Below are 16,186 nucleotides of genomic sequence, written 5' to 3'. Positions count from 1 at the left end.
CGACCCGGAGGGGGATGGTCATGACCGCCGACATCTGGCAGACCACCATGGCGCTCGTCGTCCGCCGCGCCGTCGGTTCCGTTTCGGGCATCTTCCCCCTCCCCGCCTCGGTTCAGCGCGTCACGGGACGCCGGCTGCAGACCCACCGCCTCGCGACCGGACGGGGACGCTGACATCCGCGCCGCACGCACGCTCCGCCGCCGGTGGGTCGCGATCATCGCGGTCGTGTCGGGCGTCATCCTCGTGGCGGCATCGATCACCGTGCCGGCGTACGTGTTCCCCGCCGTGGCGCCGTTACCCGCCCACGCCGACGTCATCTACGTCATCGGCCCACCCACCGAGGGACGCATCGCCCTCGCCGAACAACTGCACGCCGACGGAGTGGCCGACGACATCCTCATCTCGGTCCCCACGGACGGAGAGCAGTCGGCGGCGAAGCTGGCGGCCTGCCAAGAGGCCTACGTGCGTTGCGTGCACCCGGAGCCGTTCACCACCGCCGGGGAGACGGCGGCCCTGAACGAACGCTACGACGCCTCGACGCGCGCGATCGTCATCACCTTCACCCCGCACGTGAGCCGCACGCGCTTCATCGCCGAACGCTGCGCCGATGCAGAGGTCACCGTCGTGGCCGTTCCGACGACCATCGACCTGGGGCAGTGGATCTACCAGTTCGCTTATCAGACGGGCGGATTCGCGAAGGCCCTCATCGTCGGCTGTCCCTGAACGGGTTCCGGCTCCCCTGCTCTCGGCCGTCCTTCCACACGCGATGCACGAGCGGAACGCCGAGCCGATAGGCCAGGTGCACCCGCGTCGGCGCGTCGAGAAGCACGAGGTCCGCGCGCGCACCGGGCTCGACGACGCCCACGTCGGCGCGTCGCAGCGCCCGTGCACCCCCGGCCGTGGCCGCCCACACCGCTTCGGCCGGCGTCATCCCCATCTCGCGCACGGCGAGCGCGATCATCAGCGGCATCGAACTGGTGAAGCTGGAGCCCGGGTTGCAGTCGCTGGCGAGGGCGACGATGACCCCGGCATCGAGCAACCGCCTGGCATCCGGGTACGGCTGTCGCGTCGAGAACTCGACGCCCGGCAGCAGCGTGGCGACGGTGTCCGACGCGGCGAGCGCGGCGACGTCGTCGTCGGAGAGGTACGTGCAGTGGTCCACCGCGGCGGCGCCGAGCTCGATCGCCAGCCGCACGCCGTCGCCGAACCCGAGCTGGTTGCCGTGGACCCGGATGCCGAGTCCCGCCGCCCGACCTGCGTCGAGCACGCGCCGGCTCTGCCGGGCCGTGAACGCGCCGTCCTCGCAGAACACGTCGATCCAGCGCGCGTGCGGTGCGACGGCGGCCAGCATGTCGCCCGTGACGAGGGAGACGTAGTCGTCCGCGCGGTCGGCGTACTCGGGGGCGACGACGTGCGCGCCGAGGAAGGTGACATCGTCGGTGACCTCGGCGGCGAGACGCGCGAGCCGCTTCTCGGTGGCGACGTCGAGGCCGTAGCCGGTCTTGATCTCGAGGGTCGTGGTGCCCTGCGCACGGCATTCGACGACGAGGGCGGCGAGGCGGGCCCGCAGGTCGTCATCGCTGGCCGCGCGGGTGGCGGCCACGGTGGTGCGGATGCCGCCGGCGGCGTAACGCTCCCCCGCCATGCGCGCGGCGAACTCTTCCGCCCGGTCTCCCCCGAACACGAGGTGCGTGTGGCTGTCGACGAACCCGGGGACGACGGCGCGACCGCCGGCGTCGATGACGAGCGCATCCGGGCGTGGGGGCACGGCGTGCGCGGAGCCGGCCCACACCACCCGCCCGTCGCTCACGAGCACGGCCGCGTCGCGGACGGTCCCGCACGGGTCGCCGTCGACGGCGACGTTCGTCGTGAGCTCGCCGATGTTGGTCAGCAGGAAGGTAACGCCCCCATCGGTCCGCGCGGGATCGCCCAGCGCTCCGGACAGCACGGAGGCGCCCACCGCATCCGCCCCCGTCGGCGCGGGCACGCTCACCACATCGGCACCGTGAGGCCCCGCTCGGCCGCGACCTCCCGCGCCCGGTCGTATCCGGCATCCACGTGTCGCATGACGCCGGTGCCGGGGTCGTTGACGAGCACGCGTGCGAGCTTCTCCGCGGCCAGGGCGGTGCCGTCGGCGACGCACACCTGTCCCGCGTGGATGCTGCGGCCGATGCCGACGCCACCGCCGTGGTGGATTGACACCCACGACGCGCCGCTCGCGGTGTTGAGCAGCGCGTTGAGCAGGGGCCAGTCGGCGATGGCATCCGATCCGTCGGCCATCGCCTCGGTCTCGCGGTAGGGCGAGGCCACGGAGCCTGCGTCGAGGTGGTCGCGGCCGATCACGATGGGTCCCGACAGCTCACCGGATGCCACCATCTCGTTGAACCGCAGGCCGGCGAGGTGGCGCTCCTTGTACCCGAGCCAGCAGATGCGCGCCGGGAGTCCCTCGACGTGCACCTGCTCTCCGGCCGTCTGCAGCCACCGGTGCAGGGCGGCGTCCTCGGGGAACAGTTCGGCGACGGCCCGGTCGGTCTTGGCGATGTCCTCCGGGTCACCCGAGAGCGCCACCCAGCGGAACGGTCCCTTTCCCTCGGCGAAGAGCGGACGGATGTAGGCGGGCACGAAACCCGGGAAGGCGAACGCGCGGTCGTACCCGCCGAGCTCGGCCTCTCGGCGGATCGAGTTGCCGTAGTCGAACACCGCCGCGCCGGCATCCTGGAACTGCACCATCGCCTGCACGTGCACCGCCATGCTCTCGCGCGCGCGGCGGGTGAAGTCCGCGGGGTCGCGTGCGGCCTCAGCCTGCCATTGCTCGAGGGACGTGCCGATCGGCAGGTACGACAGGGGGTCGTGGGCGCTCGTCTGGTCGGTGACGATGTCGCAGCGGATGCCGCGGGCGAGGAGTTCCGGGAAGATCTCGGCCGCGTTCCCCTCGACGCCGACCGACAGCGCCTCACCCGCATCGCGCGCGGCGGTCACCCGTTCCACGGCGGCATCGAGATCGTCGGCGACCTCGTCGAGATAGCCACGAGCGACACGGCGGTCGAGCCGCGCGCGGTCGACGTCGACGATGAGCACCGCCCCGCCGTTCATCGTCACGGCGAGCGGTTGCGCGCCGCCCATGCCGCCGCAGCCGGCGGTGAGGGTGAGGGTGCCGGCGAGCGAGGCGCGTCCGAGCGACCGCGCCACCGCCGCGAAGGTCTCGTACGTGCCCTGCAGGATGCCCTGCGTGCCGATGTAGATCCACGACCCCGCGGTCATCTGGCCGTACATCGTCAGACCGAGCTCCTCGAGCCGGCGGAACTCGGGCCACGTCGCCCAGTCGCCGACGAGGTTCGAGTTGGCGATGAGCACGCGCGGGCGCCCACTCGTGCGTGCGGAAGACGCCCACGGGCTTGCCCGACTGCACCAGCAGGGTCTCGTCGGGTTCGAGCTGGTCGAGGGTCCGGACGATCGCCTCGTACGCCGCCCACGACCGCGCGGCCTTGCCCGTGCCGCCGTAGACGACGAGGTCACCGGGGCGCTCGGCGACCTCGGGGTCGAGGTTGTTCATGAGCATGCGCTTGGCGGCCTCGGCGCCCCAGCTCTTCGCGGTGCGCGTGGTGCCGCGGGCGGCGCGGATGACGGACGCCACGGCGGCGGGGGCGGCCGCAGTGGGGTCGCCGCCCGGTGCGGGATCGCCAGCGACATCGGCTGCCAGGGTGGCGCCGGTCGTGGTCGGGTCGGCGGTCATGGGGGTGTCGGTCATGGCGGATCTCCTTCGATCGGACGGAAGCGGGCGGGGCCTACCCGGGGAACGCGACGGCGAGGGCGGCGCGGACGATCTCACCCGAGGCGACGAGTTCGGTCACCGCCTCGATCTCGGGCGAGACGAAGCGGTCGGGGCCCGGGCCGGCGACGCGCGTGCGCACGAGGTCGCGCACGGCACCGGTCGCGGCGGCGGGCGTCAGCGGAGCGCGCAGGTCGAGGGCGCGGCATCCGGTCATCACCTCGATGGCGAGCACCCGCGCGAGACCGTCGATCGCGCGACGGAGCTTGCGGGCCCCGGCCCAGCCCATCGAGACATGGTCCTCCTGCATGGCGCTCGAGGGGATCGAATCCACCGAGGCGGGAGCGGCGAGGCGCTTGAGCTCCGACACGATGCCGGCGGCGGCGTACTGCGCGATCATGAGCCCCGAGTCGACCCCCACCTCGTCGGCGAGGAACGGCGGCAGGCCGTTGCTGCGCGCCACGTCGAGTGCGCGGTCGGTGCGCCGTTCCGACATGGATGCCACATCGGCCACGGCGATCGCGAGGAAGTCGAGCACGTACGCCACCGGCGCGCCGTGGAAGTTGCCGTTCGACTCGACACGACCGTCGACGGTGACGACGGGGTTGTCGACGGCGGACTCGAGCTCCCGCTCGGCGACGACCGTCGCGTGCGCCATCGTGTCGCGGGCGGCGCCGTGCACCTGGGGTGCGCACCGCAGCGAGTACGCGTCCTGCACGCGGGTGCATTCGGGTCCGCGGTGGCTCGCGACGATCGCCGAGCCGGCCAGGAACGCGCGCAGGTGCGCGGCCGACTCGGCCTGCCCGTGCTGCGGCCGCAACGCCATGAGGTCGGCGGCGAAGACGGCAGCCGTCCCGAGCTGCGACTCGATCGAGACCGCCGCCGCCACATCGGCGGTGGTGAGGAGCACCTCGAGGTCGTGCAGCGCGAGCAGCAGCATGCCGAGCATGCCGTCGGTGCCGTTGATGAGGGCGAGCCCCTCCTTCTCGCGCAGGGCCACGGGCTCGATGCCGGCCGCGGCGAGGGCCTCGGCGGCCGACCGGAGGGTGCCGGACGCATCGCGCACCTCGCCCTCGCCCATCACCGCGAGCGCGACGTGCGACAGCGGGGCCAGGTCGCCCGAGCAGCCGAGGGAGCCGTACTCGCGCACGACCGGGGTGATGCCGGCGTTCAGCAGCGCGGCGTAGGTCTCGACGACGACGGGGCGGACGCCCGTGCGACCGGTGCACAGCGTCTGCAGCCGCAGCAGCATGAGGGCGCGCACCACCTCGCGCTCGACCTCGGCGCCGGTGCCGGCCGCGTGGGAACGGATGAGACTCGCTTGCAGCTGCGCGCGGCGGTCCTCCGCGATGAACGTCGTCGCGAGGGCGCCGAAGCCCGTCGAGATGCCGTAGTGCGGCTGCGGGTCGTCGGCGAGGCCCTCGATGAGCGCGCGCGTGTCGGCCACGCGCTGGAGGGCGTCGGCGTCGACGTCGACCCGCATGCCGAGCCGCGCGACATCCACCACCTCGCGCGGGGTGAGGGGCCGGGATCCGAGGGTGACGCTGTCGTTCATACGCCGATTCCACCGCGGGCGATGGCCCTCGGCGAGGGTGTTCTGGCATCCTGTGTCTGTCATGCCAGACAATCCGCGCCCGCAGGTTCCCGCCGCCGATCAGACGCTGCGGATCCTCTCGCTGCTCGCACGGCAGCCGGGACCGATGGCCGCGCAATCGATCGCCACAACGCTGGGCATCCCCCGCTCGAGCACCTACCACCTGCTCGCGACCCTCGAACAGCACGGATACGTCGTGCACCTCCCGGGCGACCGGCGGTGGGGGCTGGGCACCGCCGCGTTCGAGCTCGGCGGCGGCTACGCCCGCCAGCAGCCCCTCGCGCGCCTGGGCAGACCAGTGCTGGCCGCGCTGTCGGACCGCGTGGGCGAGTCCGCGCACCTCGCCGTGCTCGCCGGCCGCGACGTGCTCTACATCGTCGAGGAGCGCGCCCCGCGGCGGCCGGCGCTGGTGACCGACGTCGGCGTGCGCCTTCCCGCGCACCTCACCGCGACGGGCCGCGCCATGCTCGCCGCTCTCCCCCGCGAGCAGGTGCGGGCGTCGTTCCCGGATGCCACGGCCCTCACGCAACGCCACGGTCTGGGCCCCGCGACCCCGCGCGCGCTGCGGGAGCTGCTGCGGGAGGTGCGCGCCGCGGGCTACGCCAGTGAAGACGGCGAGGTCACACCCGGGTTCCGCTCGGTCGCCGCGGCCGTGCTCGATCACGCCGGCTGGCCCGCCGCCGCCGTGGCGATCACGTGGCCGAGCGACGGCGCGGAGAGGGATGCCACGGCCCTGGCCTCCGCGGCATCCACCGCCGCCGCCGAGCTCGCCCGCCGCATCGGCCGCCACGCCTGACGCACAGGCCGGCCGGCCGCCGCTGCCGAGCCCCCGCCGGTGCGGGGTGCACGACGTGCACCGGGGCGCCCACCGCCCGCCCCGCTGCGCATTCCCCGCCCCGGAGCTCACGCATCGCCGCCGTTCGGGGCAGATCCCGCCGTTCGGGGCAGACCCGCTGCTCGGGGCAGATCCCGCCGTTCGGGGCAGATTCCGCCGCTCGGGGCGTGATTCACCCGCCCCAACCGGCCGATCCCGCCCCAAACCCTTCGCGGCACTCGCGACCACCGCGGCATCCCCCTGCCCGCTTGGGGCGGACACCACCCGCCCCGGTGCTCACGCACCACCACCGAGTCGGGTTCGGGGCAGATCCCGCCGTTCGGGGCGTGATACACCCGCCCCAACCGGCCGATCCCGCCCCAAACCCTCCGCGGCACGCGCGACCACCGCGGCATCCCCCTGCCCGCTTGGGGCGGACACCACCCGCCCCGGTGCTCACGCACCACCACCGAGTCGGGTTCGGGGCAGATCCCGCCGTTCGGGGCGTGATACACCCGCCCCAACCGGCCGATCCCGCCCCAAACCCTCCGCGGCACGCGCGACCACCGCGGCATCCCACCCCCGCCGGTTCGGGGCACGATACGTGCACCGGGGCGCACACCACCCGCCCCGGTGCACATTCCCCGCCCCGGTGCTCACGCACCACCACCGGTTCGGGGCAGATCCCGCCGATTGGGGCAGATTCCGCGGCTCGGGGCGTGATTCACCCGCCCCAACCGGCCGATCCCGCCCCAAACCAAAGGCGACCGCGCCTCGGCGCACAGGCCCCGCGCCCCGGCGCCCAAGCCCCGCGCCCCGCCGCACAAACCTGCGCGCCTCAGCGCCCGAACCCCGCGTCCTCGCGCCCGAACCCCCGCGCCTCAGCGCACCGTCTCGTCGGTGGCGCTGCCCATGGCGCTCCCCGCGACCTCTCGCGGTCGGCTCGCGATCACGGCTCGGGGCACGGAATGTGCACCGGGGCGGGCACCATGCGCCCCACTGCACATTTCGCGCCCCGGCACCTTCGGACCGGCGGCGCCCCGCGCCGGCGACCCTCGGCACTCACGCGACGCGCATCACCGGACCGCCCGTCAGGCGCACGAGCTCGTCGAAGGTCAGCGGGAACACCGTGTGCGGCGTGCCACCCGCGGCCCAGATCTCGGGGAACGCCGACAGCGCTTCATCCACGATCGTCGTCAACGGCGCCGGGTGGCCGGTCGGCGCGACGCCCCCGATCGGCTGCCCCGTCGCCGCGAGCACCTGCTCGGGCGTCGCCCGGCGGATGCCGCCCCGCCCGAGCCGCTGCGCGAGCGCCGCCGTGTCGACGCGGTGCGCGCCGCTGGTCATGACGAGCAGCGGCTCGTCGTCGCTCCAGAACACCAGGCTGTTGGCGATGGCGCCGACCTCGACACCGAGTGCCGCCGCGGCGAGGGCGGCCGTCGACGCGGCATCCGGGAGCACGACGATCTCACCGGGGATCCCCGCCGCCTGCAATGAGGCGGCGACGAGACGGCTGCGGGCGGGGAGCGCATCGGTCATGCCTGCCAGCCTAGGGGCGCCCCGTCCACGAGGTCGTGCGATGCGCACGAGGTCACCGGCTCCCGCCCGCGGGACGGCGTGGCCTCGCGACGAGCGTGCGACCTCGGCCGCCCACCCGCGACACGACCCGGCCCGGCGACCCACCCCTCGCGCCCACACCCCTCGCGCCCACAGCCCTCGCCCGCCCACCCCTCACGCGCACAGCCCTCGCACGCATAGCCCTCACGAGGGCAGCCCTCACGCGCGCAGCCCTCGTACGCCCACCCCTCGCACTCACAGCCCTCGCCCGCACAGCCCTCACACGCACACCCCTCGCGCCCACACCCCTCGCCCGCACAGCCCTCGCATGCGCAGCCCACGCGCGCCACAATGGAGACGGATGCCGCGACGTTGCGGCATCCGCACAGTGCCGCCCACGAAGCGGCCGACGACAAGGAACGCGATGACCAACGCTCTGCCCCTGCCCGATTTCACGCACGAACGTGTGGAGGTGATCACGGGACGACGCAGCGGTCTGTTCGTCGCCGTGGCGCTGCACTCCTCCGTGCTCGGCTCCGCCCTCGGCGGTGCCCGCTTGTGGACCTACCCCTCGTGGACCGACGCGCTCGGCGATGCCCTGCGCCTGTCGGCCGCCATGACGTTGAAGAACGCCGCTGCCGGACTCGACGCCGGTGGCGGCAAGAGCGTCATCTGTCTGCCCGAGGGCACCGTGCTCGACGCCGACCGCCGCCGCGCGGCCTTCCTCGACCTCGGTGACGCGGTCGAGAGCCTGGGCGGTCTGTACCGCACGGCCGAAGACGTGGGATCGACGACCGACGACATGCTGGTCGTCAGCGAGCGCACCGCGCACGTGGTCGGGCTGCCCGATTCGGTGGGCGGCTCCGGTGAGCCCGCGGGGCCCACGAGCCTCGGCGTCTACGCCTCGCTCGTCGCCACGCTCGAACGCGCGGTGGGCACCGCCGACGTCGCCGGCCGCCGCATCACCATCGCCGGTCTCGGCCAGGTCGGAGGCCGTCTGGCCGAACGCCTCGCTTCCGAGCACGCGGCCCTGACCGTCACCGACGTCAACCCCGCGAAGCGGGCGCTGGCCGCCGACCTCGGCGCCGCGTGGGTCGAGCCGAGCGAGGCGCACCTCGTCGCCGCCGACGTCTTCGTGCCCGCCGGTATCGGCGGTGTGCTCACCGACGACGTCATCGACGCCCTCGATGCCCGCGCGGTGTGCGGCCCCGCCAACAACCCGCTGGCCGAGCGTTCGGGTGCCGACCGCCTGGCGCAGCGCGGCATCCTGTATGCGCCGGACTTCGTCGTGAACGCCGGCGGGGTGATCTACCTCGACGGCGTCGCGAAGCAGCGCGGCACGATGGACGAGATCATGGGTCGGGTCGCGGCGATCGGCGACACGATCCGCCGCGTCTTCGATGAGGCGGATGCCCGCCGGGTCACCCCGCTGGCAGCGGCCGAAGGACTGGCCGCCGAGCGCCTCGCGGTGGGGGCTTGCAGCACCGCCCTCGTCTGACCCACCGACTGCGCGCGACGACCTGAACCGACTGCGAGAAGACGACATCGGGTGGCGCCCGAGGACTCCGCGCACCGTCGCCACTGCCCCGAGCGTCGTCCGAGGATCTACGCGTACGGCTTGACGCTCAACCGCCCGACGAGGCCGACTTCTCGACGGGGCCGCCTCGACGATGCACGAGAGAACCGGATGCCACCAGCCCGCGGCATCCGGTTCCCTCTTCGCGATCAGTGGGCGGCGTCGTACGCCTCGAGGACCGCGGCGGAGATTCGCCCCCGCGTATTGACGGAATGCCCGTTCTTCTGGGCCCAGGACCGCACATCAGCGAGATCTCTCGACGGAATCGCACGGCCACGCGGCGTGCGCCGGGGCAGGGCATGGTGCGATTCGGCGCTGCGACCGGCGGTGATGTACGGCCGGAGCGCGTCACGCATCTTCTCGGCATTCTGCGTCGACAGATCGATCTCGTACGCGCGCCCGTCGAACGAGAACTGCACGGTCGCGCCATCGTCGATGACCGATCCGTCGAGATCGTCGATTACCTGTGTGAAGTGCTTTTTCGCCATGCGCCGACCTTAGGGCGCTCGCCACAACCGAGCCGCCGGATGCAATGAGAATTCACCCTCTTATTCGCCCACAATCCCGACGGCGGCGTCATTCTTGTGCAGAAGCCGCCGTTCCGCCGCTGCTCTCGACCGCGACGATCCGATGGTCATCGTCATGCGTGAGTTCCGTCGCAAGGAATTCACCGTCGCGGGGCAGCCGAAGATGAAGGTCGGCGAACGCCGAGAGTCGGAGCCCACCCTCGTGAACGCTGACATCCAGCACATGCCCCCCGATGCTGCGGTCGTCGCTGAGGAAATGCAGATGCAGACCCGCCACCGTGATGCCCTGATAGAGGCGCGGCAGCCAGAATCCGATGAGAGATCCCGCGCATTCACGAGTGGTGGTCTCGAGCTGCTTCGCCGCGACGTCGGCGAGCGGCCGGAAAGGCGGTCGCTGACGATGCGTGACACGCGTGAGGACGTGGGCGAAGACGCCGTCGACCCGCACCGCATGGAAGAGGTTGCGACTGAGCAGGCGCTCCTGCACCGCCGCGTCCAGGCCGGCGAGGTCGAGGTCGGCGACCGGGTCGGCGCGAGCGTCCCCGAGACGACAGACGTCGACGAACGGCAGGAACTCATCGTCGGCCATCGGGCGCGGCGGGGCGTCGGCCGTGCACTCCCACACTTCGCCGTCGACGATGACGACCTCGCCGCCGAGCCCCTCGCAGCACCCCACGCCGGTGTCGCCGGCGGCCCTCACATCTGCGGCCGGTGATCCCTGCGAATACACACCGGCGAGAAGCGCGTCGAGCACCGCGAATTGCGTGACGGCGCCCGACGCCAATCGGACGGGCATGTCCGTTTCGGACGTGTCCCGACGAAAGTCAGGAATTCGCTTCGTTATAGGCGTCGAGGACGGTTCCGGGCACACGACCGCGGTCGCTCACGGTGTGTCCGTTCGCGCGCGCCCATTCGCGGACGGCGCCGAGATCGACGTCGCTCGGACGACGTGCCGCGCGTCCACGACGAGGCGCCGAGTTCCCGCGCGATACCGAGCGAGCGGCATCCACGTAGGGGGCGATCGCCGAAAAGAATTTGTCTGCATTGCGATCGGAAAGGTCGATCTCATAGGCACGCCCCTCGACTGAGAACGTGATCTGCTTTCCCTGACCGTCTTCGAGAACTGTGCCGTCGAGGTCATCCACGAGGTGGGTGATGTGCTTCATAGCCATAATGCATAAAAGAATACACCTATTGGAATTGATACACACGACATCGCGAATTGTGTGTCATCATCGCGGGCGCGCGCACGTCGACGGATAGGCAGGAGGCGCGCGAGCGACTATCCTCCGGGGGTGGTGTCCGCTCCCCGGGCGCTGCCCGAGACAGAGGAAGCACCGCGTGAGCCTTTTCCGTACCAAGTCGGTGGAGCAGTCCATCGCCGACACCGACGAGCCGGAGTTCCGGCTCAAGAAGTCGCTGACCGCCGTCGACCTGACCGTCTTCGGCGTGGGCGTCGTGATCGGTGCCGGCATCTTCACCCTGACCGGCCGTGCCGCTCACGACGTCGCCGGACCGGCCGTCGTCATCAGCTTCATCATCGCGGCCATCGCCTGCGGTCTCGCCGCCATGTGCTACGCGGAGTTCGCCTCGACCGTCCCCGTGTCGGGATCGGCGTACACCTTCTCTTACGCCTCGCTCGGCGAGCTCTTCGCGTGGATCATCGGCTGGGACCTCATCCTCGAGATGTTCCTCGGGGCGAGCGTCGTCGCACAGGGGTGGAGCGCCTACCTCGGCACCTTCCTCCAGCAGATCGGCATCGTCCTTCCCGAGGCGATCTCGTACGGCGGTGTCGTGGACCTGCCCGCGATCCTGCTGGTGCTCGTGCTCGGCGGCCTGATGACCCTCGGCATCAAAGAATCGCTGCGCGTCAACCTCGTCCTCGTCGCGGTCAAGCTCTTCATCGTCCTCTTCGTCATCATCGCGGGCATCATGTTCATCAACCCCGCGAACTACACGCCCTTCGTGCCGCAATCGGTGCCCACCGAGTCGACGTCGGGCCTCACGCAGCCGCTGCTGCAGTTCCTGTCGGGCCTGGAACCCGCCACCTTCGGTGTGGGCGGCATCCTCGCCGGTGCCGCGCTGGTGTTCTTCGCCTACATCGGCTTCGACGTCGTGGCCACCACGGCCGAGGAGACCAAGCGCCCGCAGCGCGACCTGCCCATCGGCATCATCGCGTCGCTCGTGATCTGCACGATCCTCTACTGCGCCGTCGCGGTCGTCGTGACGGGCATGGTCCCCTACAGCGAACTGAACCCGTCTGCGGCGCTCGCGAACGCCTTCGCCTTCCACGGGCAGACGTGGATGGCGACCGTGATCGCCGCCGGCGCCGTCGCGGGCCTCACCACCGTGGTACTCACCCTGATGATCGGCGCGACCCGCATCATCTTCGCGATGTCGCGCGACCGGCTGCTGCCGGGCGGTCTCGCGAAGGTGCACCCGCGTTTCCGCACCCCGTGGGTCATCTCGCTGCTCGTCACCGTGATCGTGGCGGTCGTGGCGGGTCTCACCCCCATCGGCGTGCTCGAAGAGATGGTCAACATCGGAACCCTCTCGGCGTTCGTGCTCGTTTCCATCGGCGTGCTGGTGCTGCGTCGCAAGCGTCCCGACCTCAAGCGCGGATTCCGCGTGCCGCTGAGCCCGGTGCTGCCGATCCTGTCGGCGCTCATCTGCACGTACCTGATGCTCAACCTGTCGGTCGAGACCTGGCTGCGCTTCCTCATCTGGCTCGCCCTCGGTTTCGCGATCTACTTCGCGTACTCGCGCCGCAACTCTCGGCTCGGCACGGGCGAATTCCTCGCCCCGCGCGTGGTCGCTCCCCCGAAGGAGTGAGAGCAGAGCAAGCACCGGATGCCACGGCCCCGCCGCCCACCGCGGCCGGGGTCGTGGCATCCGTCGTCCGAAGCCCCTCTCGACCCGCACCCGCCGGCGATCGCAGGCTCACCCGAAAGGATGAACCTCGCCGGCTGCGTCCGGCCGGAACCGCCGCAGCGGATGAGCTGTGCGCGTCGGCTCCGCCTCCGGCCCCCTAGGGTGGGGAGCGTTCGATGACGACGGTTTCCGTTCCGGGGGGTTTCATGGGGATCGCACGCACGTGGGTCTTTCCGATTCTGCGTCTTCTTCTGGTGGCCCTCGTGGCGGCCGCGCTGATCAAACTGGCGTTCTTCCCCGATCGGCCCGCCGACGCCTCGCCGGCCGTGCCCACGGGGGCGATCGTCGAGCCGCGCACGGTCGCAGCCCTCGGCACCATCACCAACGACGTCGTGCTGAAGGCCACGGTCTCGGCCGATGCCGCCGTGCCCATGAAGGCGACGGCGGCGGGCACCGTGAACAAGATCTTCGTCGCGCAGGGTGCCACCGTCGCCCAGGGCGACGTCGTCTTTGACGTGAAGGTGCCGATCGAGCGCGACCCCGCCGACAGCGTCGATGCCGAGGGCAAGACGAAGCCGGCGATCTTCCGCTACGTCGAGGTCACGGCGCCCGCCGCGGGCACGCTCAGCTCGCTGTCGGTCATCGCCGGCCAGGAGGTCACGATCGGTATGACGGCCGGTACCGTGGCTCCCCCCACCTTCTCCGTGACGGGAACGCTCGAGCCCGCGCAGCAGTACCGCCTGCTCGACCGGCCGACCGAGGCGTCGGTGACCATCACCGGCGGCCCCGCGGCCTTCACCTGCGGCAACCTGCGCATCACGACGCCGCTGGCCGGCAGCACCGGCGGCGACGGCGCGGGCACCGGCGCGGCCGACGCCGCCAGCGGGACGGCATCGGGCACGACGGGCTCGGGCACGACGGCCACGTGCTCCGTTCCGGGAGACGTCACCGTCTTCTCCGGGCTCGCCGCCGAGATGACCATCGCGGGCGGCCGCGCCGAGAACGTGCTGGTCGTTCCCACCACCGCCGTGCGGGGTGCCGCGCAGAGCGGCACCGTCTGGGTGACCGCGGCCGACGGCTCCACCGAGGAGCGCCCGGTCGCCCTCGGCCTCACCGACGGCACGCAGGTGCAGATCACCGAGGGACTGAACGACGGAGACGAGATCCTCGAGTTCGCTCCCGGCGCGCTGTCGGTTCCCGACGACGGATGCACCGTCTATCCCGACGGCTCGATGTTCTGCGACCAGGCCCCCGCGTCGTGAGCCTGCTCACGCTGCGCGAGGTCACCCGCACGGTGATCCCGCCCGATCAGCCTGCGCTGACGATCCTGTCGGGCATCGATCTCGAGATCGATCCCGGTGATCACGTGTCGATCGTCGGGCGATCGGGGTCGGGCAAGTCGACCCTGTTGAACATGCTGGGGCTTCTCGACCTCCCCACCAGCGGCGAGATCACCTTCGACGACCGCCCGGTCAAGGCGTACTCCGCCGCGAAACGCGACCGGCTGCGGGGGGCCGCCATCGGGTTCGTCTTCCAGCAGTTCAATCTGCTCCCCGGGCGCACGGCGCTCGAGAACGTGACGATGCCGCTGCTGTACTCGACCGGCCGTACGTTCTGGCGCCGCAAGCGGATCGCCGCCGAGATGCTCGAGCTCGTGGGGCTGGGTCACCGTCTCAGCAGCATGCCCGACCGCCTGTCCGGCGGTGAGCAGCAGCGCGTCGCCATCGCCCGCTCCCTGGTGCGCGGTCCGCGCCTGATCCTCGCCGACGAGCCGACCGGCGCGTTGGACCTCGACACCGGCCAGAGCGTCATGGAGCTGATCGACGACGTCGCCGCCCGCACGGGGGCCGCGCAGGTGACGATCACGCACGACCCCACCATCGCCCGACGTGCCCGCCGGCACTTCCGGCTCGAGCGGGGCGTGCTGACGGCGGTCGACGACCCGACGCTCGAACCCCTCACGCGCCGCGACCGGCGGGAGACGGCCCCGCATCCCCCGGCGTCCACGACCGACGAACCCCGCGACGCCGACGATGACCTCGCCCGCCTCGGTTTCGTCTCCGCCACGGCCACGGACCCCGAACGGACGGAGGGCTGATGCGCGCCCTCACCGCTTTCGTCGGCGCCCTGCTCGAGGCGTGGCAAGAGGTGCGGGTGCACCGCACCCGCGTGCTCCTCTCGCTCGTGGGCGTCGCCGTCGCCGTGTGCTCGCTCACCACGGTGGTCGCTCTGGGCGCCATCGTGCAGCAGGCGAACCTAGAGCTCAGCGAGCGCTCCTCCGGTCGCCCCGCCACCCTGCTCGTCTCCATGTACGCCACCGGCGGGCAGCCCCTGGATCCCGACCTGGTGGATGCCGCCTGGGCCGAGGTCGTGGATCGCTACGGCGTGACCTATGCGAGCCGCATGCAGTCCACGATGCAACGCGTGCCCTTCCCCGACGGGGTCGTCGACGTCGGAACGCAGGCCGTGGACCAGCCTTACGGCGAGATGCATCGCGTGCGGATGCAGGAGGGCGAGTGGTTCACCCCGCTCGACGCCCAGCAGCTCGCGCCCCAGGTGATCGTGAACGAGGTCTTCTGGGACCGCATGGGACGCCCGCCCCTGTCGAGCCACCCCGTCGTCGCGCTCGGAGGTCAGGGCGTGCCCGGCTCGGCATCCGGCATCCCCTCCGGCGGGGTGCGCGCCGTCGTCGTCGGCGTCACCCCGTCGCCGACGTGGGACACCTACCCGTCGATGTTCATGCTCGCCGATCACCTGCAGGCGCTCCAGGATGCCGCCGCCGGTGAGCGCGGATCGGGAGCAGTGGCCGCCTCCGACCCGTATGGCGGCGGTGCGCCGCAGACGCAGTACGAGATGTGGGTGCCTCCGGAGCTCTCGGAGCAGCTGACGACCCTCGTCACGCGCGACCTCGCCGGGGCGCTCGGCGACGGCGCCCAGGTCGACATCAACCGGCAGGACTGGGCGACCTACGGCGACGATCCGTTCGCTGTCACGCGCACGGTCGTCATCGGCATCGCCGTGCTCGTGCTGCTGCTGGGCGCGCTGGGCCTGGTCAACATCGCGCTCGTCACGGTGAAGCAGCGCGTGCGCGAGATCGGCATCCGGCGCAGCTTCGGCGCGACGGCGAGCCGGGTGTTCTTCGCCGTCATGATGGAGAGCGTGGTGGCCACGGTGGTCGCCGGCGCCGTCGGCGTGATCGTCTCGATCCTGGTGGTGCAGTCCCCCGCCGTGCGGGATCTCGTCGGTCAGGGCATGGTCAGCGACTTCCTGCCCTTCCCCGTGGACGCCGCGATCACGGGCCTCGTCGCGGCGACCGCCGTCGGCGCACTGGCGGGACTGCTGCCCGCGCTCGTCGCCGTGCGCGTGAAGGTGATCGACGCGATCCGCTACTGATGCGCCCCGTCGGTCGCATCGGCCGGTCTAGGAGAGGGATGCCACGGCCTCGGCGCTGTTCTTCATCGCGAAGCCCGGGACCACG

General features: G+C 71.8%; 14 protein-coding genes and 1 pseudogene. 8 read left to right on the top strand and 7 right to left on the bottom strand.

Annotated features, from left to right (window positions below; genetic code table 11):
* The first annotated feature begins 20 nt into the window (after positions 1 to 20).
* Entirely contained in the window at positions 21 to 173 is a 153-nt protein-coding gene (locus QE410_RS05695; RefSeq protein ID WP_307329081.1) for a hypothetical protein, read from the top strand.
* A gap of 52 nt (positions 174 to 225) precedes the next feature.
* Positions 226 to 723 (top strand): YdcF family protein, encoded by a 498-nt coding sequence (locus QE410_RS05690; RefSeq protein ID WP_307329078.1) that lies wholly within the window; start codon positions 226 to 228, stop codon positions 721 to 723.
* Here the strand turns inward: QE410_RS05690 and hutI are convergent.
* The 3 genes and pseudogenes from hutI to hutH all read right to left on the bottom strand — a co-directional run bounded on the left by hutI (position 704) and on the right by hutH (position 5,324).
* On the bottom strand, positions 704 to 1,933 hold the full coding sequence (gene hutI / locus QE410_RS05685; protein WP_307334364.1) for an imidazolonepropionase: 1,230 nt from the start codon (positions 1,931 to 1,933) through the stop codon (positions 704 to 706). The two genes, QE410_RS05690 and hutI, sit on opposite strands and share 20 nt — an antisense overlap.
* Positions 1,934 to 1,989: 56 nt before the next feature.
* A pseudogene (locus tag QE410_RS05680) lies at positions 1,990 to 3,733 on the bottom strand (urocanate hydratase).
* Between the two features lie 52 nt (positions 3,734 to 3,785).
* Positions 3,786 to 5,324, bottom strand: coding sequence for a histidine ammonia-lyase (gene hutH / locus QE410_RS05675; protein ID WP_307329075.1), 1,539 nt, complete (start codon positions 5,322 to 5,324; stop codon positions 3,786 to 3,788).
* A gap of 61 nt (positions 5,325 to 5,385) precedes the next feature.
* Between hutH and QE410_RS05670 the strand changes: the two genes are divergently transcribed.
* Positions 5,386 to 6,159: an IclR family transcriptional regulator gene (locus QE410_RS05670; RefSeq protein WP_307329072.1), complete on the top strand. Its 774-nt coding sequence runs from the start codon at positions 5,386 to 5,388 to the stop codon at positions 6,157 to 6,159.
* Between the two features lie 1,080 nt (positions 6,160 to 7,239).
* Here QE410_RS05670 and QE410_RS05665 read toward each other — a convergent pair.
* A complete protein-coding gene (locus tag QE410_RS05665; RefSeq protein WP_307329069.1) occupies positions 7,240 to 7,716 on the bottom strand; it encodes a YbaK/EbsC family protein in 477 nt (158 codons plus the stop codon).
* A gap of 442 nt (positions 7,717 to 8,158) precedes the next feature.
* Between QE410_RS05665 and QE410_RS05660 the strand changes: the two genes are divergently transcribed.
* The gene (locus QE410_RS05660) at positions 8,159 to 9,232 is read left to right on the top strand and encodes a Glu/Leu/Phe/Val dehydrogenase family protein (protein WP_307329066.1); all 1,074 of its coding nucleotides are present in this window, start codon (positions 8,159 to 8,161) and stop codon (positions 9,230 to 9,232) included.
* A 227-nt stretch (positions 9,233 to 9,459) separates the two neighbouring features.
* Here QE410_RS05660 and QE410_RS05655 read toward each other — a convergent pair whose 3' ends face one another.
* From QE410_RS05655 to QE410_RS05645, 3 genes are all read right to left on the bottom strand, one after another.
* Positions 9,460 to 9,798 (bottom strand): Lsr2 family protein, encoded by a 339-nt coding sequence (locus tag QE410_RS05655; protein WP_307329063.1) that lies wholly within the window; start codon positions 9,796 to 9,798, stop codon positions 9,460 to 9,462.
* Positions 9,799 to 9,886: 88 nt separating this feature from the next.
* Entirely contained in the window at positions 9,887 to 10,708 is an 822-nt protein-coding gene (locus QE410_RS05650; RefSeq protein ID WP_307329060.1) for an acetolactate decarboxylase, read from the bottom strand.
* Complete coding sequence (locus tag QE410_RS05645; protein ID WP_307329057.1) at positions 10,662 to 10,982, bottom strand: Lsr2 family protein; 321 nt, start codon at positions 10,980 to 10,982, stop codon at positions 10,662 to 10,664. Before QE410_RS05645 ends, QE410_RS05650 begins: the two co-directional genes overlap by 47 nt.
* Positions 10,983 to 11,178: 196 nt before the next feature.
* Here QE410_RS05645 and QE410_RS05640 point away from each other — a divergent pair, with 196 nt between their 5' ends.
* The 4 genes from QE410_RS05640 (at position 11,179) to QE410_RS05625 (ending at position 16,101) form a co-directional block, all read left to right on the top strand.
* Positions 11,179 to 12,669, top strand: a complete 1,491-nt coding sequence (locus tag QE410_RS05640) for an amino acid permease (protein ID WP_307329054.1) — start codon at positions 11,179 to 11,181, stop codon at positions 12,667 to 12,669.
* Positions 12,670 to 12,884: 215 nt separating this feature from the next.
* On the top strand, positions 12,885 to 13,970 hold the full coding sequence (locus QE410_RS05635; RefSeq protein ID WP_307329051.1) for a hypothetical protein: 1,086 nt from the start codon (positions 12,885 to 12,887) through the stop codon (positions 13,968 to 13,970).
* Positions 13,967 to 14,806: an ABC transporter ATP-binding protein gene (locus QE410_RS05630; protein ID WP_307329049.1), complete on the top strand. Its 840-nt coding sequence runs from the start codon at positions 13,967 to 13,969 to the stop codon at positions 14,804 to 14,806. The genes QE410_RS05635 and QE410_RS05630 overlap by 4 nt, the downstream gene beginning before the upstream one ends.
* The gene (locus QE410_RS05625) at positions 14,806 to 16,101 is read left to right on the top strand and encodes an ABC transporter permease (RefSeq protein WP_307329046.1); all 1,296 of its coding nucleotides are present in this window, start codon (positions 14,806 to 14,808) and stop codon (positions 16,099 to 16,101) included. The genes QE410_RS05630 and QE410_RS05625 overlap by 1 nt, the downstream gene beginning before the upstream one ends.
* The last annotated feature ends 85 nt before the right edge of the window (positions 16,102 to 16,186 follow it).

The sequence above is a fragment of the Microbacterium sp. SORGH_AS_1204 genome, from assembly GCF_030818935.1.
Lineage (GTDB): Bacteria > Actinomycetota > Actinomycetes > Actinomycetales > Microbacteriaceae > Microbacterium.
This window is presented reverse-complemented; position numbering and strand designations above follow the sequence as displayed.